Annotated in this window: 16 protein-coding genes; all 16 read right to left on the bottom strand. The window is 46.2% G+C overall.

Annotated elements, in window-relative coordinates:
- Positions 1 to 7 precede the first annotated feature (7 nt).
- Positions 8 to 892 (bottom strand): hypothetical protein, encoded by an 885-nt coding sequence (locus tag KGMB01110_RS07930; RefSeq protein ID WP_015573064.1) that lies wholly within the window; start codon positions 890 to 892, stop codon positions 8 to 10.
- A gap of 5 nt (positions 893 to 897) precedes the next feature.
- Positions 898 to 1,692: a PcfB family protein gene (locus KGMB01110_RS07925; RefSeq protein WP_003525219.1), complete on the bottom strand. Its 795-nt coding sequence runs from the start codon at positions 1,690 to 1,692 to the stop codon at positions 898 to 900.
- The gene (locus KGMB01110_RS07920; protein ID WP_024721688.1) at positions 1,676 to 3,046 is read right to left on the bottom strand and encodes a relaxase/mobilization nuclease domain-containing protein; all 1,371 of its coding nucleotides are present in this window, start codon (positions 3,044 to 3,046) and stop codon (positions 1,676 to 1,678) included. The genes KGMB01110_RS07925 and KGMB01110_RS07920 overlap by 17 nt, the downstream gene beginning before the upstream one ends.
- The gene (locus KGMB01110_RS07915; RefSeq protein ID WP_024721689.1) at positions 3,037 to 3,378 is read right to left on the bottom strand and encodes a plasmid mobilization protein; all 342 of its coding nucleotides are present in this window, start codon (positions 3,376 to 3,378) and stop codon (positions 3,037 to 3,039) included. Before KGMB01110_RS07915 ends, KGMB01110_RS07920 begins: the two co-directional genes overlap by 10 nt.
- Entirely contained in the window at positions 3,359 to 3,487 is a 129-nt protein-coding gene (locus KGMB01110_RS07910) for a DUF3789 domain-containing protein (protein WP_242989553.1), read from the bottom strand. The genes KGMB01110_RS07915 and KGMB01110_RS07910 overlap by 20 nt, the downstream gene beginning before the upstream one ends.
- Before the next feature lie 148 nt (positions 3,488 to 3,635).
- Entirely contained in the window at positions 3,636 to 4,553 is a 918-nt protein-coding gene (locus KGMB01110_RS07905) for a DUF3846 domain-containing protein (RefSeq protein WP_102364678.1), read from the bottom strand.
- A complete protein-coding gene (locus KGMB01110_RS07900) occupies positions 4,550 to 5,503 on the bottom strand; it encodes a DUF3991 and TOPRIM domain-containing protein (RefSeq protein WP_024721691.1) in 954 nt (317 codons plus the stop codon). The genes KGMB01110_RS07905 and KGMB01110_RS07900 overlap by 4 nt, the downstream gene beginning before the upstream one ends.
- Before the next feature lie 16 nt (positions 5,504 to 5,519).
- A complete protein-coding gene (locus KGMB01110_RS07895) occupies positions 5,520 to 5,912 on the bottom strand; it encodes a hypothetical protein (protein ID WP_014635901.1) in 393 nt (130 codons plus the stop codon).
- Positions 5,902 to 13,566, bottom strand: coding sequence for an N-6 DNA methylase (locus KGMB01110_RS16015; RefSeq protein WP_102364677.1), 7,665 nt, complete (start codon positions 13,564 to 13,566; stop codon positions 5,902 to 5,904). The genes KGMB01110_RS07895 and KGMB01110_RS16015 overlap by 11 nt, the downstream gene beginning before the upstream one ends.
- Before the next feature lie 15 nt (positions 13,567 to 13,581).
- The gene (locus tag KGMB01110_RS07885) at positions 13,582 to 14,265 is read right to left on the bottom strand and encodes a hypothetical protein (RefSeq protein WP_015573070.1); all 684 of its coding nucleotides are present in this window, start codon (positions 14,263 to 14,265) and stop codon (positions 13,582 to 13,584) included.
- Between the two features lie 5 nt (positions 14,266 to 14,270).
- On the bottom strand, positions 14,271 to 14,828 hold the full coding sequence (locus tag KGMB01110_RS07880; protein ID WP_024721694.1) for a hypothetical protein: 558 nt from the start codon (positions 14,826 to 14,828) through the stop codon (positions 14,271 to 14,273).
- Positions 14,806 to 15,039 (bottom strand): hypothetical protein, encoded by a 234-nt coding sequence (locus KGMB01110_RS07875; RefSeq protein ID WP_015573071.1) that lies wholly within the window; start codon positions 15,037 to 15,039, stop codon positions 14,806 to 14,808. Before KGMB01110_RS07875 ends, KGMB01110_RS07880 begins: the two co-directional genes overlap by 23 nt.
- Before the next feature lie 13 nt (positions 15,040 to 15,052).
- Positions 15,053 to 15,646 (bottom strand): hypothetical protein, encoded by a 594-nt coding sequence (locus KGMB01110_RS07870; protein ID WP_015573072.1) that lies wholly within the window; start codon positions 15,644 to 15,646, stop codon positions 15,053 to 15,055.
- A gap of 9 nt (positions 15,647 to 15,655) precedes the next feature.
- Complete coding sequence (locus tag KGMB01110_RS07865) at positions 15,656 to 15,949, bottom strand: exodeoxyribonuclease VII small subunit (protein WP_003525240.1); 294 nt, start codon at positions 15,947 to 15,949, stop codon at positions 15,656 to 15,658.
- Positions 15,950 to 16,097: 148 nt separating this feature from the next.
- Complete coding sequence (locus tag KGMB01110_RS07860) at positions 16,098 to 20,348, bottom strand: SpaA isopeptide-forming pilin-related protein (protein ID WP_015573073.1); 4,251 nt, start codon at positions 20,346 to 20,348, stop codon at positions 16,098 to 16,100.
- 70 nt (positions 20,349 to 20,418) lie between these two features.
- The gene (locus tag KGMB01110_RS07855; protein WP_024721696.1) at positions 20,419 to 21,123 is read right to left on the bottom strand and encodes a hypothetical protein; all 705 of its coding nucleotides are present in this window, start codon (positions 21,121 to 21,123) and stop codon (positions 20,419 to 20,421) included.
- Positions 21,124 to 21,179: the final 56 nt, after the last annotated feature.

The raw sequence follows: 21,179 nt of genomic DNA, 5'->3' as shown, positions 1-21,179 counted from the left end.
TCTCACCTTATCTTTCGTAGTCTTTGCTTCGTTCCTGCTTTTTCTTGTAAAGCTCATCGGAAACACGGGAGTGAATATCCGCCATTGCGTTTCTCGTTTTGGAAAGCTCATAGCGAATGTCCTTCGGCTCTTTGCCGGCGAGCTTTTCAGGGATACGGTTGATAGCAAAATTCTGTGTATCGACGCCGTACTTTTTGCAAAGCATATAGCCGATACATACTGCCTGAAAGCCCATATCCGCTCTGCTGTAACTGTCGCTGTTGATAGAGAGCTGTGCGTGGCCAAGCTCCTGTGCTACGCACTGAGCGACCGCTACGCTGTCTCCCACATCACGCTTTACATACAAGGTCTGTTCCTCGTTGTTATAAAACGCCGCCATATTGGGATACGGAAGCTCATTTGTTGCTTCCACTTCAACCGGGGAAGAATCCAGCATAACGGTAATGAGTGCTTTCGGGTCACGGTTGACAGTCGGTGCAGGCGGTCTTTTGCCGTTGGTCTGCGAAACATCAAAGACCTTTTTCACATTGTAGGAAATGCCGGTCGTACCGTCTTTCTTTGCATACTCGACAGGTTCAAGAATGGAAATGCTTTTCGCACCTTTCTGAATTTTCACATTATCTTTGCTCCAGTCATCAAAGTTTTTAAGCTGGCTTGCTTCGGGAAGCTGCTTGAAAATCAGAAGTGCGTTGACCGCAGAGTATCTGTCAAGACGGCTCTGCGTATCAAGGAAGGCTTTGAACTTTTCCGGGTCGGAAACAATCGCCTTTGCGGTGTCGTCCGCCATCTGATATACGGCTTCTTTTTCAGCCTTCATCTTCTCGGCATATTCCTCTTTGGAAAGTCGTTTGCTCTGCTGTCCTGCCTTAGCAGGGGTAAAATTGTTTGTCATTGTGATTACCTCTCTTTCACATTTTTGCTTTTAGGTTTCGGCTGCTGGTGTACGGTCTGTGCCGGGGCGTTCTTGACTTCCGGCTTTGATACCTCCGGCTCTTTGCGTTCTGCTTCTTTCTGCTGCTTGGACTGTGCCTTATATCGGTCAAGCTTTGCTTTTACCGACGGCTTTCTCTGTCTGTCGCTTACAGTACCCTTATCAGTTTGCATATCTACCGGCTCGGAGTCGTGCCTTGACGGAGGGTTTTTGTCCGTTTTGGCGACTGTGGGGTTTGACTGGGAATACCCCTCTTTCTGAATAGGTTTTCTGACGGCTTCCTCAGTGATGATTTCGTTTTTGGTTTTCGTCGGCTTGTCTTTCTCCAAAGCTTCACGCTTTTCGACAGCCTTCTGAGACTCGGTGACAATCGCAGCCTTATCAACTTTACCGAGTTCAAATCTCTCAACGATTCTCTGAATTTTGGAAGCGTCCTCTGCACGGGCAATAATATCAATCGGGACATTATCGCCCTTTGTGTTTTTATCCCTGAGTACGCAGTAGAGAACGCCGTAGCGTTTTGCCTGCTCGGTAAACTTCTTCAAGTCCTTGTTGGGGATAGAAAACACCTTCAGCTCCTTGCCCGACTTAATCATATTAGTAAGTCGAGCCTTGCCTTTTGTTTTCTGTTCCTGTTTGAGAACAGAGACTAAAAGAACGGCAATATTCTTTGCTGCCGCTCCGCTTAATTTTGCGGCTACTTCAAAGCCTTCAAGCGATAGCCTGACGACCTGTTCTGCCGCATCACCTCCGTTTGTCATTACGGTTCTGCTCCTTTCGTTCTTGTTTTTCTTCGTAAACTCTTACCGTTTCAAGGTTGGCTTCAATAACCTTTGACCTTTCGGCTATGTCATCACAAAGACCGACCTCTTTGCGGAGAGTCCACAGCTTGCTCGTGATTGCCGTAATCTGCTCTTTGACATTTGATAGCTCATCGTCACTCAAATTTCTTCTTAACTGTTTTCGCAGGTGCGTTCTATCGTCAGTCAAGGATTTGATTTGCGACAACACGGACTCTTTATATGAGAAAAGCTGCTCGTCGGTAGAAATGTTCTCCCGTCCAAGCAGCCTTGTCTCCTGAGTGATTTTGTCGAGCTTCAGCAAATCTTCTTTCAAAAGATAGTGAAGCCTTGCGGTATTCTGTTTTTTGTACTTCGGCAGATAACCCAGCTTATAGCAGTAATGCAGATACAGCCCATACAGTCCGCCGACCTTTTTGACTTTGTGTTCTCTTGTGGGCATTCGGTACTGCCTGACTCTTACCGTTTCCTTTGCAAAAGGAACGATAAGAACCTTTTGATTTTCCGTCAGCCTACGCTTGATTGCGTCCTCGGTATAATTCTCTCCGAGTGATTTAAGTCGTATCGGCTTCTTGTATCCTTTCGGGACAATCGTCCAATACTTTCGACTGTCGCTGAGACAATGTTCATAGCCCATCTGAGTCAGGATATAATCAAAGGTCTTTAAGTTGGTGCTGTGTGCAATCGCTTCATCAATGGCGTCACGGGTCATTGAATATCGGCTCGGCATACCGGCTTGTTCCTGCTTGTAGTAATAAGAGGATTGCTTACTGCGGTTTGGGTTCGGATTGTAATACAGTCCGTACTTTTCACAAAGGCAGTCGGCAACCAAACGAAACTTGAACCACGCTTTTTCGTCGCCCCATAACCGCTTGCCGTCCACAAAGGAAACGGAGTTTATTACATAATGACAGTGCAGGTGTTTCGTGTTCAGATGAGTAGTAACCACCACCTGAAATCTTTTGCCCCACACTTCGTTTGCAAATTCCATTCCGATTTTCTGTGCAAGCTCCGGGGATATGTCCTGTTCCTTAAAGCTCAGGTATCCGTGATAGGCTTGAATGCCGTCGTCTTTGCCGTATGCTTTTTTTACAGATATAAACTGGTCTCTTGCGGTCGCAGGGTTGCAGTTGATACCCTCTACGAAAAACTCACGCTCGGTTTTTTCTTCGTCCTTTGCATAGCTGAGAACATCACGGAGAGCCTGATACTGTTCCTCGGTGTAAATGTCTGCCGCCGTCTTTTCGGGATTGGCGGCATAGTCGATTACCTGACCGAGCCTTGATGTGACCGACCACAATTTACTTACTGCCATTTCATATCGCTCTTATCGGGTCTTAAAAAAGTACGCTCCACATCAGCCTGAAACTTGTGCCAACGCTCGGCTTCCTTTTTGAGCTGCGGTGCGTCCACAAATCCGAGGGTGTTTGCTTTCGCCGCAAGCTGATTGATGTTGTTGCCGATAGCGGAAAGCTCACGCATAACATCGTAAAATCTTTCATCGGGCTTTTCTCTCGGCTCGTATCCTCTGAGAAGCAAACGGATAAGTCCGCCTTCGGAAAGACACGCCCGCTTTGCTTTTTTCTGCAAATCCTGAGCTTCTGCCTTGTTCATCAGAATGTGCTTTTCAATGTTTCTCTTGCTCATTTTTATCGCTGTCCTTTCTGTAAATATAGTGTCTGTCCCGGTTTATCTGAAACAGGCACATTGTTGTTACTCCGAAAAAGCCGCCGATGAGTAACCCGGCGGCGACCAATACTATCTCCCGCAAAGCTTATGCTCCTTTCTTGCTTGGGGTATTAGGGGCAACCCCTAACGAGTGTACCGTTTTGGACATTCCTGTCCATAAATGGTCTGCTCGCTAAGATTATGCAGACACTCAGGGTTGCCCCATAGATTGACTCTTATCTCTCCATATCCTTTGAGACAGGCTTATACGGCTTTGCTTCAATACCGTCCAAGGACTTATAAAATCTCTCCGGGTATTTGAACTTTTCCTCGTACTTACGAGCCAGTTCTTTCGGCATACTGAGGAACTTTTCCGACTCAATCGGTGCGTATGCAATGAAGAACTTGCCGGCAATAATGTCGAGCATTTCACGGTTGCTGTCGTCTTTCACATAACATTTTTCAATCTTCCAACCATCCTTGCCGCCGTGTTCATCAGCCATATACGCTTCCAGTCGCACACATTTATCCGAGCCGTCAAGGGAAGAAGCATAGATAGAATATCCTCCCATACCCTCAATGAAAGCCTTATTGTTACTGCTGACAACATAGGTTCTTTGTTCCTCTGTGTAAGGCTTGTCAAAGCTGTCATCCGTAAAAACAATATATCCGGTCGTGTGGTTTCTTTCTTTTTCTGCCTGCCGGAAATGAGCTTTCAACTGCGGATAACTCATCTCAACATTCTCAGGCTCGGAATAAACTGCCCTGTTCAACGGCAAGCCGTTCATCTTTCCTTCATCGTTGCAGATGATGGCAACTTCGTCCTCAAAGGGCATATATTCTTCAATATCTCCCTCCACAAGAGACTGCATTGCTTCAAGCGTATCCTCGATTTCAATGAGCTTCGGATACCTGCCCGGCTCAACAAGAATGACGGAAATCTTCTCAGGTGCTTCTACCTTTTCAAAGGTATCCTCGTTAATATTCAAGGCGAGGGAGCTTCCGTTTTCCCAACTCATATGAATCTGTCCGGCGTCGTCAACGAATTTAACCGTTCCTTTCAGACCGTAGGGCATTTGACTTTCGCCAGCCATTTCAGTGAGTACAATCTGCGTTCCCTCCGGGTACATTTCTCTGATTTCTTTTAGTTTCATCGTGCAAAACTCCTTTCGGTTTTATCTTTTATTCCCAAGCGTTTACAAAGAAAGTCGTTGACATCTTTCCCATATTGGGGAGGGTCGTCAACGACTTCATACTTATCTGAAAGAATCGTCTGCAACGCTTTGGTCGCTTTTCTTCCGGCAATATCATTGTCCAAATGAAGAACAATTCGCCTGATTGTTTTGTCCTTTTCAAGCAGCCTGCCGAGTGTAACAGGCACTTTCGAGTCCTCGATTTTCTGCTTTGGGGAATACACTCCCGCAAGAGAAACAAGGTTAAACTGTCGCCAGTCTTTGCCCTCCAGCTTCATCAAAGTTGCATAGGAAAGCAGGTCAATGGCACACTCAAAAAGATGAACCTCTCCGGTGTTCTCGGCAGTCAGGCGGAAAGAATATTGCTTTTTGCTTCCGGTGCAGTCGCCCATAATTCTTGATTGATTTGTTGCTCTGTATGCGGCGTATTTAGGTTCTTTGTTCTCGTCATAGCCGATAAAAACAGCATTATGATATGGGAGCGACTCGATGATTAGCTTCTGTTCCAAGCAGTAGTTGATAATTTCATAATCAATCCCACGCCCGAAAAGATAATCAAATACCACATCGGTAGTGGGGCTTTTTTCAGGCAGAAGCAAAGGCTGGTTCTCATAACTTTTGATGTTTTCACAAGTCGGAAAGCTGACTGAACCGTTTCCCATAATGGTCTGAACCGCCTCCACAAAATCCATTCCACGGACTTTGATAAGGTAATCGAGGGCAGATTTGCCCCCGATACCTCTCGACCACCACATCCATTTGCCGTTGGAAATCTTCAAGCTGTCGTGGGTTCTTGTGGTGTAGGTGTTACTTGAAAATTTAACAAGCTCGCCCGGTTCATACTCTCTAAGATAGGTTAATAAATCCATTCGTTTGGCTTCGGTTATGACTTCCGGTGCAATATACGGCATAATTATCACCGCCGTTCTACATCAGCAAATCGGCAACCGCTTTCTGTATCGGTTCGTTGATACTGAGCTTTGCAATGATAATGAGTATCTTATCAACAGGGCAGCCGATGTCATTCCAAACAGTCCAAGCACCTCCCGCAAGGTCGTCGTTTTCATACAAAGCAATGATTTCTTCCGGCGAAAACACCGTTTCAATGCTCTGTCGAACCAACTCTCCGTAGAAAGAAAGCTTTGCATTTCTAAGGGCAAATTCTGCTTCCTTTGCGGGCGGTTTGCTTCTTTTCAATTCGAGATATGCTTTATCAAGTCTCCTGACCACAACCATCATCATTGCGTCAAAAGGGTTAATGATTGCTTTTCTGCAAGGGCAGTTTTCTCTTTCCTTATCGGGTGTCATTTTATCGTTCATAGGTTTTCTCCTTTCGTGTGTTCGGCACTTCGCCCTCATCGGGTTCGCCGCCGACAATTTCGTTTTCTCGCTTATCCATATTGAGCAAGATATTCAGCTCGTCCAAGCGGGCAAGCTTTGTCTTTAGTTCTTCCTCTTGGATAAACGGTTTTTGGACTTCTTTCTTTGCGGTTTCCAACTGATTTGTGGTGTTCTCAAGGTCATTTTCCGCAAGCGACAAGCTCTCGGCAAATCTCTCAATGCCGTTATCAAGACGGATAATATTGCCGTGTGCGTCATCACCGAGAGGAACATTTCTGCTTGTCGCACCTTTCAGTCGAACCTCATAATTTCGCTCTGCGGTATTAAAAAGCAGTTCCGTTTCAAACCCTCGGTACTTGCCGAGAGGAATAGGGTCGGGGCTGTTCATCTGCTTGCAGGCTTCAATGATTGCTTTACCGGCGTCGGCTTTTTCGGAATAAAAAACACCCTTAACCTCCATACCGACAAATCGGTCGTCCGTTGGTTTCGGGTGCTGTTTCGCAGTTTCTACATCTTGCTTCAATCCTTCAATACGGTTTTCCAAAGCTGTAATTCGCTGCGGATAATATTTGATTATCTTATCTTCCAAAGCGTATTTTTCAGATAGAAAGTTGGATTTTAAGAGCTTCAGCTTTTGAACTTGAATGTCCAAATCCATCTTCTCCTTAATATACGGGTTGCCGGTGGCAAGCATTTTAATCTCTGCATAGGAAAGGGCGGTTTCATCAATATCCTCGGCAGAACGCACCGGGGATTTGCTCGTCATAATCTGACTGGCGAACTTTTGCTTTCCCTCTACAAGCTGATAGAGATATGCGTCAAAGGTCTGCTCCGTTACATAGCGGTAAATATCTACATCAGGATTTGAGTTACCCTGACGGATAATTCGACCGGAACGCTGCTCCAAGTCTGACGGTCTCCACGGGCAATCCACATCGTGAAGTGCGATAAGTCTGTCCTGAACATTCGTGCCGGCTCCCATCTTTTGCGTAGAGCCGAGAAGCACTCTGACCTCGCCTTTACGGGTCTTTTGGAACAGTTCTTTTTTCTTCACATCGGTATCTGCTTCGTGGATAAAGCGGACTTCGCTTTCGGGGACACCACGCTCTATGAGCTTCTTTCTGATGTCGTTATATACCGAGAATGTTCCGTCATTCTTTGGAGTTGAGAGGTCGCAGAACACAAGCTGTGCCGATTTTTTATCGGCTGTTTCCTCCCAAATACGGTAGATGTTATCGACGCAGGCGTTGATTTTACTGCCCTCAAAATCAGGCAGCATATCGTTAAGCATACGCTGGTCAAGTGCTAACTTCCTGCCGTCGTTTGTAATTTTAAGCATATTATCTACACTCGAATCTACACCGCCGCCACGGACTTTCTCGGCTCGTTCCGCAAGGGAAGCAACCATCTCTTTCTGCATTTCCGAAGGCTTGACCGCAACATTGTGGAAGTGTGCTTCCGGCACAGGCAGTTCCAGCATATCCGCCGTCTTGATGTCGGCGACCTCCTTAAACATCGCCATAAGCTCCGGTAGGTTGTAGAATTTCGCAAAGCGGGTTTTCGCTCTGTAACCCGTTCCCTCCGGGGTAAGCTCAACGGCTGTTACAGTCTCTCCAAAGGTACTTGCCCACGAGTCGAAGTGCTGCAAGTTGTTTTTGACAAGCGTGTTGTACTGCAAGTATCGCTGAATGGTATATAGCTCCACCATACTGTTTGAGATAGGAGTACCGGTTGCAAATACCGTTCCTCGACCGCCTGTAAGCTCGTCAAGGTATCGGCACTTCATAAACAGGTCGGAGGATTTCTGTGCTTCCGTTTGAGCGATACCGCCCACATTACGCATTTTGGTGTAAAGATAGAGGTTCTTGTAATAATGACTCTCGTCAATAAAAAGCCTGTCCACACCGAGTTCTTCAAAGGTAACAACATCGTCCTTTCGGCTTTGGTCGTTGAGCTTTTCCAGCTTTTGTTTCACGGACTTTTTAGACTTTTCAAGCTGTTTAATGGAGAAGTTTTCTCCACGGTTTCGCTTCAAATCCATAATACCGTCTGTCAGTTCTTCAAGCTGCTGCTCAAGAATTGCCCTCTGTCTTTCAATGGACATCGGGATTTTCTCAAACTGAGAATGACCGATGATTACGGCGTCATAATCTCCCGTGGCAATTCGACCGCAGAACTTTTTGCGGTTCTTTGTCTCAAAATCTCGCTTTGTCGCTACGAGAATATTCGCCGCCGGATAGAGTTGTAAGAACTCCGCCGCCCATTGCTCGGTTAAGTGATTTGGCACTACGAACAGCGACTTATTGCAAAGTCCCAGTCGTTTGGACTCCATAGCGGCGGCTACCATTTCAAAGGTCTTGCCCGCACCGACTGCGTGTGCTAACAGCGTATTACCGCCGTACAGAATGTGTGCAACCGCATTTTTCTGATGTTCACGGAGTTCGATTTCCGGGTTCATACCGTTGAAAACAATGTGGCTTCCGTCGTACTCACGGGGTCTTATACTGTTGAACTTTTCGTTATACATCTTCGTGAGTTTTTCTCGGCGGGCAGGGTCAGCCCATATCCAGTCCTGAAAGCCCTGCTTTATGAGTTCCTGCTTTGCCTGTGCGATTGCCGTCTCTTTTTTATTGAGAACGGCTTTCTTTCTGCCTTCCTCATCTTCGATATAGTCAAAGATTCGGACATCTTTCAGGTTCAGTGTTTCCTCAATTATCTTATATGCGTTGATGCGGGAAGTACCGTATGTGCTGTACGCTTTTACATTGGAACGGTCGTAGCTCTTTCCCTCAATGTTCCATTCGCCGGTAAACTGAGAGTAGTGAACCTTGATATTCCATTGTGCATAGCGTGGGGTGTCGAGAAACTCAAACATAAACTGTTGGAATATTTCGGGCGGTATCCAAGTCGCACCGAGCCTTACGGAAATCTCGCTTGCCGTCAAATCCTTTGGCTGCACCTTTTCAAGTGCCTGCACATTGACGGTGTAATCTTCGGGATACAGTGCCGCAGACCTTTTGGCTGTCGCCAGCTTCTCACGAACATTGCCCGACAGATATTCGTCTGCCATCAGATACTTCGGCTCATAGGAATTACCGTACTCATAAAGGGGATTTAAGAAGATTACACCCTTTAAGTCAGCGAATAATTCCTCCTCACTTTTGCCGGACAACTCCATCATATATTCCATATCAATGGCTGCTTTTTCGCCCATAGAGACAGCGAGAGCCTCGTCTGCGGTGTCAACCTCCGTTACCGGCTTGTGCGGTTTAATCGTCCTTTTGAAGAACATATCCGCCTTGCGTTCCAGTTCGCCATCTTCATTGATAACCTCAAGAGCGGAGAGCAGAGCATAGGAGCTGTCGTCGGAAAAGGCAGAAGTATTGGCACGGCTGTTAATCAGTCCGTACTTCTTTGTAAAGCTGTCATACAGTGTGTTCAGCTTATCCTGTGCCTGTTTGATTTCGCTGTCCGGGTAATCCTCGGTTTGCAGTTCAATCAAGTTACGGACGCAATCTCTTATCCCAATCATACCCTTAATGCGGTTCTCAGCGGTTGCAGATACCTCCACCGGGGACATACGGGAGTTCTCACGGAAATAGATTTTATCGTCTAAAACAGTGTAAGAGAAGTTCCTTACCATAGGGTCTGCCGGGATAGAATTATCTTCTTCCTCCAGTTCGTCGGCAACCTCGTATTCGGAGATTTCTCCGTGAATGTTTGAGACTGCTTCGTTCAAAAGCTCCGAAAGGTCGGCATTTTCAAACGGTTCACAGGTTGCTTCCGGTCCGAAGCGACCGCTTACCATTTTCATTTCGCCGAGTATCATTTCCGGGTGCTGAACAAAATATGAGTTCATCCTTATACCGTTTTCGTCGGTGTCAAGATGAACCCAATCCGGCTCAATATCTATGAGTCTGTCTCGCTTTTGCAGAAACAGAATATCGGATACGACCTCTGTCCCGGCATTACCTTTGAAGGTGTCGTTCGGAAGTCTGATTGCTCCGAGAAGCTCCGCCCTCTGTGCGATATATTTACGCACATTGGAGTTTTCCTTGTCCATAGTTCCTTTGCTTGTCACAAGAGCCATCACACCGCCGGGGCGTAACTTATCAAGCGATTTTGCAAAGAAATAATCGTGGATTAAGAAATTGTACTTGTCGTATCGTTTATCGGAGACTTTGAAATCTCCGAAAGGCACATTGCCGATAATGCCGTCAAAGAAGCTGTCGGGGACATTTACTTCCTCAAAGCCCTGTGCCGCAATGGAAGATTTCTGATAAAGCTGCTGAGCGATACCGGCTGAAATGGTATCAAGCTCAACACCGTAAACCTTTGCGTTTTCCATTGACTTGGGCAGCATACCGATGAAATTACCGATACCGCAGGACGGCTCAAGCAGGTTGCCCTCCTGAAATCCCATCTGTTCCAACACCTTGTAAATGGCGGTAGATACTTCGGGCGGAGTGTAAAATGCAGTCAGTGTGCTTTCTCTTGCCGACGCATATTCCTCCGGCGTCAGGATGTTTTTCAGCATTGCATACTCTGTATGCCAAGCTCCTGCTCGTTCGTCGAAGGCTTCGGGAATACCGCCCCAACCGACATATCTCGACAAGATTTTCTGCTCGTCAGGTGTTGCAAAACGGTTTTCGTTTTGACAATCTCTCAGGACTTTTATTGCTGCATAGTTTCGGTGGAAGCGTTCTTTCTTGTTCACTTCTTCAACCTGATTATTGGCAAGGTCAAAGTTGTGTCGTTCGGACATAGGAATATCCGGGTGGAGGTCAAAGCTCTTTACTTTTGACTTTTTCTTTTGCTCCCAAGCGGGGACAATCGGTTCAGGCTCTTTGTCGTAACCGTTGCCGATACGAACACCCTCGTTATACATTTCCTCATCGCTGTCAAAACCGTTTTGAGTAGCAACGATTTCTCTGTAATCCTCAATCGGTACATTCCCGATATTTGTTGCCACCATATCAGCTCTTTCAGTGTTTTCAATAAGAGCTTCCATTGTGGCAGAGGTACAGTCGGTCAAATCCGGTGTCCTGTGAAATTCTCGGTCTGCGTCCACAAACCATTCCGTACCTACATCGGCAAGCTCCTGATTTGCAATGCTACCGAGATAATCAAAGAAATCCTCTGCCGAGTCATACTCCCGTGCGACTTGCTGTATCTCGTCAAAAGAAAGAGTATTTGTAACATACTGACCTCCGGCATTGCTGTCGGGGTTATAGTACATCCAAGTTACACTTTCATTGTCCCGGTCAATAAAGAAGGCGTCGTCATAACCGGTTTTCGGACTGAAATCCGGTACGGTTTCAGTATCGTTTTGAGCTTTATTTTCGCCTGTAACGGTTTTTTCTTCCGCCGGTAATACACTGACCTTCAAGTGGTCGTTCATCGGATTTTCACGCACTTTGCGGTCAAATTCTTCCCTTGAAAGTTCCTTGTTGAATAAGGGCATATCGAAGTCATAGAGCATTACACGGTTTTCATCAAAGGACAAAATCTCATACTGAGAAGCCCCAATATACACGCTGTCGCCGAGATGATATTCATACTGCGCTTCCGGCTCGTCCTCTTTGTTTTCAGGTTCAGGCGGTGCGGTAGAAAGTATCTCACGGTTTTTTCTCTGCTCTGCAAGCTCGGCTCGCCGTTCTTCCTGCTTTTCAAGCCATTCAGGGTACTTTTCTTTTTCCTTTGGGTTTAGGTATCTGTCCATACGGATAAGGTCTCCGATACGCTTTTCCACCTGAGACCAAGAAAGAGTAATGTGCGGCTTGTCGCTTCCGATACCTTTTGAAATTGTGATACCTTTTCCGTCGTGCTGTTCGTCAATGCCTGCACCGATGATGACCGGATAAGAGCCGCCCCAACCGTATTCGTTTTTCAAGAAGTCGGCGTTCTCTTTTGCGGAAATGCTCTTTTCAAACTGCTCATAGATACGCATTTTACCCTCGGAAACTCCGCTTCCACGGGTCAATACAGCGTCTATGATTTCCTGAGAAAAAGTAAAGGCAGAGGTTTTTTGTTCCTCTGCCTGATTTCCCATAATGAGAGTCAACTGACCGTCCATAGACGGAATCGGTTTCATTGTATCGGTCAATTCTCCCAAAAGTCTCATTGCTTCAAAATGCTGTGCGATAACGCCCCAGTCGTAGAAACTCTGAGCGGTTCTGTTTTCGTATTCACCCTCCCACAAGTGGAGGACATTCTGAAATGTTTTGTATCCCACAAGCCTGCCGTCGTTTAAGGTAAGCCGGGTGTAGTCGTTATTGAAGATACCCTTGATATATTCGGTACGGGTCGCATTGTCCGTATTTCTCTCATAGAAGTCTTTGATTTCTTCCTTTGAAGCGGACAAATGCGGGGTAGTACCGAGTATCTCTCGGATAGTATCATCGCCACCGAAAAACGGCAGGCTCTTGTCCTCGTGGTTTCTGTCGTAATACTCTAAGCGAATATTACCTGATTCTTCACGATTTCCTGTGCCGAGTTCCTGATGTTGTTCATCAGGCGAACCCACTTCATCATATCTTCCGCTTTCATCTGCTCCGTCAGCCCGGCTTTCTGTGCCATCTGCTTCACGAGAGTTTCCTCCAGTTCGCTGGCTCTCTGCTGAACCTCCGCCAAGTGACTGTTCAGAATCCCTTTCGTCAGAAGATTGTAGTACAGGATTTTGTGATGTTCCTTCAGATAAGTTCTCCTCATCTGCGACCATCTGCCGAGAGTCACTTCCGTCTGCTCCGGCAGTTTCAGGTTCGGAAGATTGTAATCTCCCACCATCGTGTATGTGATTTCGCTCATCGCTTTGACTCCTTTCGTCTTTGATGTCTTTATTGTATTCGGATTGCTCCTGTTCATCAATTATGCGATTTTCCTTGCTGAGCGTGCTGATTGTTCTGCTGACAGGGAGCAACGCCATTTCTGCAATGTCGCTTGTAGCAATACCCACCGCATTGAGAACTTCCTGTGAATTAAAACTTGAAATACCGGCAAAGTCATCGGGAGAATAGACCTTGTCTGCGTTCAGTCCCAATCGTGCCATAACCATATATGATACGCTGTTTCTGACAAGCTCCAAATACAAGGCATTTGCTTCGTCGGCAGACAAATACTCAATATCGCTTCCTGCACCCAAACTCATAAAGTCGGAGATATAGTCTGCGATGTTATCCTCAACGGCATTGGCAATGCTCTCTTTGACGACATTTTCAATACTCGTTGTATCGTTTACCGCACCGAAAGTATTTTCAAGTGTTTCAATAACTTCTGCTTCATATTCGGGTCTCATCTCCCAAATCGGAACAGGGCGGGAATGTCGACTTTCGTGGGTGTCCGATATATCAAAGTAATGAATCAGCCTTTGACGGCTTCTGTCTGTGTCCTCAAATACGGCAATACCCTTTGCTCCTCGGTTTACCCAGCGACCGAAAGTACCGTTCCATCGTTCGATTTCAAGCACGGCTGTTGCGTCGGGTCTTTGGGCATAAATGAGAAGCTGTTCATCAAATCGGAGCCTGAAATTTCTGCCTGCTGTTTTCAGAAACGATTGCCAGTTTACCGGATTGTCTGTAACTGCAAAACAGGTTCTTTCATACAGCTCTGAAATCAGGTCAAATTTTCTTGCCACCTCGTCTGCACCTCCTTATCGTGTTTTTTCTTTGTCCTTTGCGGATTTCGTGTTTTCTTTTGCGGCTGGTTCTACGGTATGACCGTTTCTCTCGCAAAGCTCGGCAAATTCGCAGATATGGTAGAGATTTGTGCCGACCTCCAAATGGTAGTCGTCGATATATCTGCAAGTTCTCTCCATTGTTTTGCCGTCGCCGAGCTTGATTGAGATTTTTTCTCCGTCCGCAATGCGAAACTGCTCCTGATAGTGCGGGTTGATAAATCGGATACCTCGCTCAGCGTTTTTCAAGTGGGCATTTAGCCACTCTTTCTGATAGCAATAGCAGTACAGATTGTACTCGCCCCTGTTGGGGTTAAATCTCATAAGATAGCTGTACTTTCCCGTATCAAGACGGATGCCGTAGTGGTTGCAGTCATCATTAAAGGAGCTGTCGGGAGTGGAATAACAGTAAGAGGACATAGCCTTTCTGCCGGACAAAACATCGCCGTCACGCAATCCGTTTATGACTTCATCAAATTCAGCCTTAAATTCATCGGTTTTCAAGTCTTTTCTGAAATCGTTCCAAGTCGTCCAAAACTCGTTCCCGTTAGAACCGAAGTCGGCTCTCAAATATCCGATAAGACCGGTCTGCATAGAGAGCTGCTGACTTTGGCTGAAGGTGTATTTACGCTCTGCTTCGGTCAATACTCTGTAATCCATTTTCATCACCTCGCTTGTTCGTTTGTTTGTCTTTGCTTTGGAATAGGAAAACCATAAACTCCGGCAATGTCATCGCCGAGCCTTTTGGTAACTCGTGTGATGTCGGCTCTTGTGGCTTTTCCGTTATAGATTTTATCTTGCAGATTTTCAATCTGCGTATCGGTAACACCGTCTTTGAATACACGGTAAAGATAATGGTTTGTACCGTCGTGATGAACGGCGTCGGCACGAAGGTCGCCGTACTTATCCACATACCATTCGTTGTAATCGGTATCGGAATAAAGGCAGTCCTTAATGTTGCCGGAATCAATCATCTTGTAGCCCGACACTCTGCCGTTCCATCTGCCGAGGTCGCCGATAACAATAATCGGCTGTGAAAGCTGAATATTGAGATTTACTCGTTCATCATAAAGATTTTCGGCATTGGATTTTACCATAATGTCGTAAAGCTCATCATCGGAATATCCGGGATACAGTTCCTCCAAAGACTCTCGCCAATCATCAAGGTCAAGGCTAATGTCGCTCCAAATGATATGGCGGTCATTCTGTTCCTGCCTGCTCATCAGTGCCACCTCCCAAATAAGAGAACAGCTTATTGGCTTTGGTCTGCTTCTGAAACTCGATAATCAGACTCATATCCGGAATAGTGATACCCGGAATTTTCAAAATGCTCTCCATGTCGAGCTGCTGCAATTTCTTTTCGGTATTGCAGCCTGCGTCAAACAGTTTCGTCAGAAGCTTTGTCTTTTGCTGAAAAGTGAAATTTTCCTTCATTGCTTTGTCCTCCTTATCGTTCTTTGTCTTTATTTCGCTTCTTGTTTGAAAGCTCTTGTGCCTTTTCCTTTGCCCATTCAGGCAGACGCTCAGGCTTTATTTCGCCCATAACATCCATTCTTTCATATCGGGTTGATTTGCCGGTGTGAAGATTGGTACAAAACACGGCACTTCCACGGCTGTTTGCCGACGCACCGAAACCACCTGTAACATAGTAGAGCTGTCTGTCGGCTCTCTGAAATTCAGGCTTTAATACCTTGGGGTCAATGGCTATGATTTTGCCGTTGATGTCTTTGGAATAGTGGTCGGGGATACAGTCGGCTTCTGTTATGAGTGTGATTGGAATATCCAGTTTTTCGACCTGTTCCTTGAAAAGCTCCGCTTCATTTGCCACACGGCTTCCGAAAAGGTGTACGATTTCGATATAGTCATCGCTTACCATACATTCCGAACACAGTTCAAACAGGTCGTTTCGCTCTGCAAAGCCGCACATAAATTTATCGCCGTTTGTACTTTGCTCATTGGAAGCCAAGATAACTTCCTTTTCGCCCACATTGACCGAGCAAAGAACAGTGTATTCACCGATTTTTCTTTTTCCCTCGTTCATATCCACACCTCAGCTTACTTCAATCACAATTCTGATGTTTCCGCAGTCGCAGCCACTGCACTGCCTTGACAGTTCGGGAAATAGGGATTGCACTCTCTGTCTTGCTCTGCGGATAGTCTCAAAGCACGGCAAGCCGTAGCCTTTATAGTTGTTGACTATATCCTCAAGCGGTAAATCTCCGACTCTCATATAGCTGTATCGGTTGTAATAGCAAAGGATAAGCTGCATATCGTCATACCTCGTTTCGGGGCATTCTCTGAGTATTGCAAGCACCTTGCTGTCAACCGTCTTTTGCTTATTCATAATGCACCTCCGTAAAAGAACGGTGGGCGAAGTTTTCACTCCGCCCACACAAGCGTTCCTTATTTCTTTCTGTTCTTAATCTGCAAGAAGATAAAGCCGCCGATAATAAAGGCGACTAATACAACTGCTACGATTGTTTTAGCGTCCATTACTCATTGTCCTCCTTCTTCTTTTTTCTGTACGCAACAACGGCTGTGCCGACAATACCGAGGGCAGAAAGTCCCGCAAGTGCCGTCCACAAGCCCACATTGCTGTTATCTCCGGTCTTTGGTGTATCTCTCAGCTCATTGTGCATTTCCACAACGGTAGTAGAACCGACCTTTACGGTTGCAATCTTATCCGCAGGAAGCACATAGGAAGCAGAAACACTATCCTGAACCTCGGAAATGGTGTAATCGCCGATACGAAGTCCCTCGATAATGATTTCGCCGTTCTTATCGGTCGTGAAGCTTCGGTCGTAACCGTTTACTCCTGTAACTCTGAAAGTGAAGCCTTCAACCTTACCGTCAGAGGAAGTTTTAACGATTTTCAGGTTTCCTTTCATAGCTGTGTTAATAAAGCCGACGCCGGCTTTGTTTTCTACCTCGTAGGTGGTTTCATCTTTTTCAATGAAAACAGAGTACACACCCTTATCAAGCTCAAAGCCATCCGGTGCTTTGGTTTCTCTTACAAGGTATTTTCCGTAAAGAAGTTCCTTCATCTCGTAAATACCGGTAGAGGTTTCGGAGAGAGTTCCGATAAGCTCGTCGGCGTCATCCAGTTTACCGTCGCCGTTTACATCTTTGTAAACCTCAAAGGTCGCTCCTGTCAGCTTGTTGTCCGGGTAATCTTCATCGACCTTAGTCAACTTGATATTGCCGTGAACATACTCATTGACGATTTCGACCTCAATGACCTGAGCGACCTCGGAGATTTTAACTTCATAAGAAGTTTCATCAAGCACGAAGCCCTCCGGCTGCTCGATTTCTCTTACAAGCCAGTTGCCATACGGTACTTTCTCAAAAGAAAAGCTACCGTCTTTTTGGGAGGTAGCAGTCATCAAAGCATTTTCTTTTGTAAATTCGGTTTCATCAGCCTTAAACAGACCGATTACAGCACCTCCCAGTGCTTCGCCGTTTTCGGTAATCTTCTTACCGGAAACAGAACCGTAAATGAGCTTGTTTTCAATCGGCTTGCCGTCATTGACCGCAATCTCAACATTTGCGGTATCCTGACCGGCATAGCTGAAAGTGAACGGATACTTGGCGTCGGTAAGGATATAATGCTCATCGGTGGCAAGTTCCTTTACATAGTAGCTTCCGAAAGGAAGGTCGGTTTTGATAACAGCCTTGCCGTTCTCGGAAAGTGAGATAATCTCAATCAGTCCGTCTGCCGGAATAGAAGTACCGCTTGCAGAAACAAGTTCTTCTGCGGCGAAAAGTCCGAAGCTGATATTCTTCATTTCATCGCCGTTGCCGATATTGAAGATGTCGTTCTTTTCAATAGTCTTTTCAAGACTTACCGCTACTTTCTGCCTGTCGTTTACAAAGCTTGTGGCGGTTTCGGTTACAGACACTTCCTGACCGGCATAAGTCAGCTCAACATCGTGAGCTTCTTTGTTGATGACCATACCCTCCGGTGCAGTAATTTCAACCACCGTATATTTTCCGAGATAAAGCTCCTTACTCTTGGCAAGTCCGTTTTCATCTGTGGTAACAGTATCTACTACCTCGCCCTTTGCATAACGGAGTGTACCGTCGGGAGTGATAATATCTTCTGCTGCGCTAATCTCATAAACTGCACCTGCAAGACCTTTCACTTCATAGACAGGCTGATAAATCACATCGGCGTTTTCCACGCCGGAGATATTTACCCCTGAAAACACCTCGCCGGTCTTTTCAATGCTGACTGTACCTTTCTGTGCCATATTAGGCTTATCGACCTTAATCACGGTAATACCACCCTCATCGGAAGAATGTTCCTCTGCCACATCAAAGTACACCGGTGTGCTGTCAAGCACATATCCGTAAGGAGCCTGAACTTCTACAAGAGAATATCCCTTGCCGTATTCCAGTTTTTCCGGTGTCACAAGCTGTCCGTTTGCGTCGGTGTAGAAAGTATCAATCGTTGTCGGAGTAGGATAAGTGAAGGTCATTGTTACCTGATTGCCGTCAGGGTCAAAGATTTTGAAGCCTGCACCGGCATAAGGAATGTTTTTACCGCTTTCTGCGTCCACCTTGACAACCTTGATATAGCTTTCAAAGTTTGCGTTGTTGATAAGATAGCGGTAGGTCTGTCCGTCCTGAGCAATGAACACATCAAAGTTCTTCATCAGCTCACGACCTTCCCAACCGGAGGTCTGATGAACGGTATATACGCCGTAAGGCATATCCTTTGTCTGCCCGAAACCGTTTTCATCACAGACAATGACATCTCTTTCATCTTCTTCTGCTGCGTCAAAACTGCCGGAAGATTTGAGATAGATTTCAAAGGTTGCTCCGTTTTCCGGTGTTTCAATCTGAGTTTCGCCGTCATCGGTGTGCTTGATAATGGCGATATTGCCTTTCATAACCTGTTCGGTAACATCATTTGCTGTCTGATTGTGTTCCACCGTATAAAGCTGCGGTTCAGCACCGACCTTGTGAACAGTCGTATCAAGCAGATAACCCTCGGACGGCGTGATTTCACGGATTGTCCAGTCATTATCACAGACATATTCCTTTGTGGTAAACTGCCCGTTCTTATCCGTCACATACTTGTCCACAAGGGTTTCGCCTTTATAGATACCGTAAACTGCTCCGGCAAGGGTAGCGTCGCCCTGCGGTGTGCCTTCCTCTCGGTCGCTCTTTGTTACGGTTACGCTGAACTTTTTGAGAATGTTCGTGAAGTTTCTTGTGGTTACTTCTTTCCAGTTAATCGGTGCGGTCTGATTTGCAGGCACAACATAACGGATTGCGGTATCCACTTCCTCAATGGTGTATGGGGTAGTGCCGCTGATAAGCACATCATCAAAAGAAGCAACACCGTTCTTATCTGTCACGGCATACTCATCGACAGCAATACCGGAAAGAGATGTGCCGTAAAGATGGAAGGTAACGCCCTCAACCAAGTTATCCTCAGAAGATTTGATGACCTGAAGATTACCTCTTTTGAGAACATTATTGAAATTGACCTTTGACACCTGACCGGCAACAACAGTTACTCTGTGAACCTCCTGCGGAACATATTTGTCGATAGACTGTTCTGTTACCGTGTAAACACCGGGCATAAGGTTATCCAGTTGGAATTTACCGCCGTTTGCGGTTGTTACAGTCTGATTGACACCGTTACCGCTTATGGTAAACTGAATGCCGTCAACCTTTCCGTCCTCACTTGTCTTTACAATCTGACAAGAGCCGTAGCTTACCTTCATTTTGACAAAGCCGCTGACAGGGTCACTGACCTCCTGAGCATAAGTGACCACATCCTGAATGCCGTTTCCGTTCTGATGGATACCGTCAGACCATACGACAACACCTCTGCGGACACCGTTCTTTTTTGCGGCTGTGATGGTAAATTCCTTGCTCGGAGCTTTCTCCATCGAAACAGTCAATTTGTTTCCGCTGACAGAGAAAGAAACCCCGTCAATGTTTGCCGAGAAGTTGTAATTGCCAAGCACACCGTTTGTATCGGTGAGAGTAGCAACATACTTGCTTCCGTTCCATTCAAGCTCGTTTACCTTTGCAGAACCGCTTGACCTTGTGCAGAAGCTCGGCACTTTGGTGTGATTCTGAACACTTGTTACCATACTGTTGTAGTACGACAAGATTTTACTGCGGAGTGGGTGTGCAGTGCTTACACATTCAAGCACGGCATTGTATCCGCTGGTAGAAACGTGATTAAAGCCTGCGTCTCTTTCTCCGACAATCGTTTCCCAAATCAAAATCTGAGTGGCATAAGCGTGTGCGATGCAGTTTGCGTCGCTTTCATTCTGCGACTTCCAGCTTGTCGAAATACCTCCACGGTAGCCGTACTGCAAGATACGACCGATAAGCAGGCGAATGTCATCGCCGGAAATCGTTCCGTTCGGGCTGATGTTATTAAAGAAGTTCTCGTCCTTTTCGGTGAGAGTATCTCCAGTCCGCTGACCTGTACCCGGTTCAATACAGTAGGCAATATTGCCCGAATACGAACCCATTGCACGAAGTCCTGTATATTTTGTGGACAAGCCTTTCCAACCGTTCATATAGTTGAGATTGCCGTGTCCCCATTCGCCGTTGTTATTGGTATCTCCGCTTCGGGGATAATCGACGAGGTACACATCGGCTTTTTCTCCTACGGCTGCAAAGGCTGTCGTTGCCCCAATGCCCGTAAAAGCAGTAAGGCTCATAACCGCCGCCAACATAAGCGAGACGGCTTTCTTGAATTTTGTTTTAACCATTGCGTTTTCCTCCTTGAAATGCAAAAACGCACCGATTTTACTCAGTGCGTCCGCTTAAAATTATTTTGTTTTAGCAGTAGCCGATATAGATGTTGTAATCCGTATCGGATAGCTTTTCTGTCCATATCCACACAGCGGTAAAACCCTCGCTGTTCTTGTATCGGTTCAGTCTGCTTTCAATATCAGACTTGATACCGCTTCGGTTAGGATTTGCGGATATGGGGTTGTCCCAACATTCTGTCGCCGTGATGTCAAGAGAAAGCCCTATGCTTACCGCATACTCTTTTGCGTAACTAACATAAGGGCTGACATCGAATGTCTGCTTGTGCGGCTCTGTCGGTTTCGGTTCTGCCGGCTTTTCAGTCGGTTTTTCAACCGGCTTTTGTTCGGCAGTTGTCTGTTCTTTTGGCTGTTCCGTTTGTTTTTCGGGTTCAGCCTGCGTGGTTGTCTGCTTCGGTGGCTCTGCCTTTGGCTTTTCGGTTGCAGGAGTATCAGCCGTTTTTTCTTCCGCCGGTTTTGTCTGAACAGTCGCAACCGTCTGCCTTTCAGCGGTTGATTGGCTTTCTTCTGCCGTAATCGGTGTTTCTTCCTGAACTGTCGTGCTTTCCGGTTCTTCTGCCGTTTCTTCCTGAGAATCTGTTTCGGTATTACCAGCCGGAAAAGAAGTCTCTGTTTTCGTAATCTCCTGTGCAGCTTCTTTGGCTGTGTTACCGTTACAACCTACGAGGAAAATCATCAGGCAGGCAAGAACACAAGGTATCAGCCTGTTTTTCATATCCATCGCTCCTTTCTGCCTTAATCGTAATCAAAACCGGTCAAAACATCAAAGGT

Source organism: Mediterraneibacter butyricigenes (assembly GCF_003574295.1).
GTDB classification, from domain to species: Bacteria; Bacillota; Clostridia; order Lachnospirales; family Lachnospiraceae; genus Mediterraneibacter_A; species Mediterraneibacter_A butyricigenes.
Note: the sequence above shows the minus strand (reverse complement) of the source record. Positions and strands in the feature narration are given on the sequence as shown.

Coding starts and splice junctions, on each gene's coding strand:
- KGMB01110_RS07865 (WP_003525240.1), bottom strand. CDS start 15,949: ATGAATAAGCAAAAGACGGTTGACAGCAAGGTGCTTGCAATACTCAGA.
- KGMB01110_RS07915 (WP_024721689.1), bottom strand. CDS start 3,378: ATGAGCAAGAGAAACATTGAAAAGCACATTCTGATGAACAAGGCAGAA.
- KGMB01110_RS07885 (WP_015573070.1), bottom strand. CDS start 14,265: ATGGATTACAGAGTATTGACCGAAGCAGAGCGTAAATACACCTTCAGC.
- KGMB01110_RS07895 (WP_014635901.1), bottom strand. CDS start 5,912: ATGAACGATAAAATGACACCCGATAAGGAAAGAGAAAACTGCCCTTGC.
- KGMB01110_RS07905 (WP_102364678.1), bottom strand. CDS start 4,553: ATGAAACTAAAAGAAATCAGAGAAATGTACCCGGAGGGAACGCAGATT.
- KGMB01110_RS07860 (WP_015573073.1), bottom strand. CDS start 20,348: ATGGTTAAAACAAAATTCAAGAAAGCCGTCTCGCTTATGTTGGCGGCG.
- KGMB01110_RS07920 (WP_024721688.1), bottom strand. CDS start 3,046: ATGGCAGTAAGTAAATTGTGGTCGGTCACATCAAGGCTCGGTCAGGTA.
- KGMB01110_RS07925 (WP_003525219.1), bottom strand. CDS start 1,692: ATGACAAACGGAGGTGATGCGGCAGAACAGGTCGTCAGGCTATCGCTT.
- KGMB01110_RS07900 (WP_024721691.1), bottom strand. CDS start 5,503: ATGCCGTATATTGCACCGGAAGTCATAACCGAAGCCAAACGAATGGAT.
- KGMB01110_RS07875 (WP_015573071.1), bottom strand. CDS start 15,039: ATGAAGGAAAATTTCACTTTTCAGCAAAAGACAAAGCTTCTGACGAAA.
- KGMB01110_RS07930 (WP_015573064.1), bottom strand. CDS start 892: ATGACAAACAATTTTACCCCTGCTAAGGCAGGACAGCAGAGCAAACGA.
- KGMB01110_RS07855 (WP_024721696.1), bottom strand. CDS start 21,123: ATGAAAAACAGGCTGATACCTTGTGTTCTTGCCTGCCTGATGATTTTC.
- KGMB01110_RS07870 (WP_015573072.1), bottom strand. CDS start 15,646: ATGAACGAGGGAAAAAGAAAAATCGGTGAATACACTGTTCTTTGCTCG.
- KGMB01110_RS07880 (WP_024721694.1), bottom strand. CDS start 14,828: ATGAGCAGGCAGGAACAGAATGACCGCCATATCATTTGGAGCGACATT.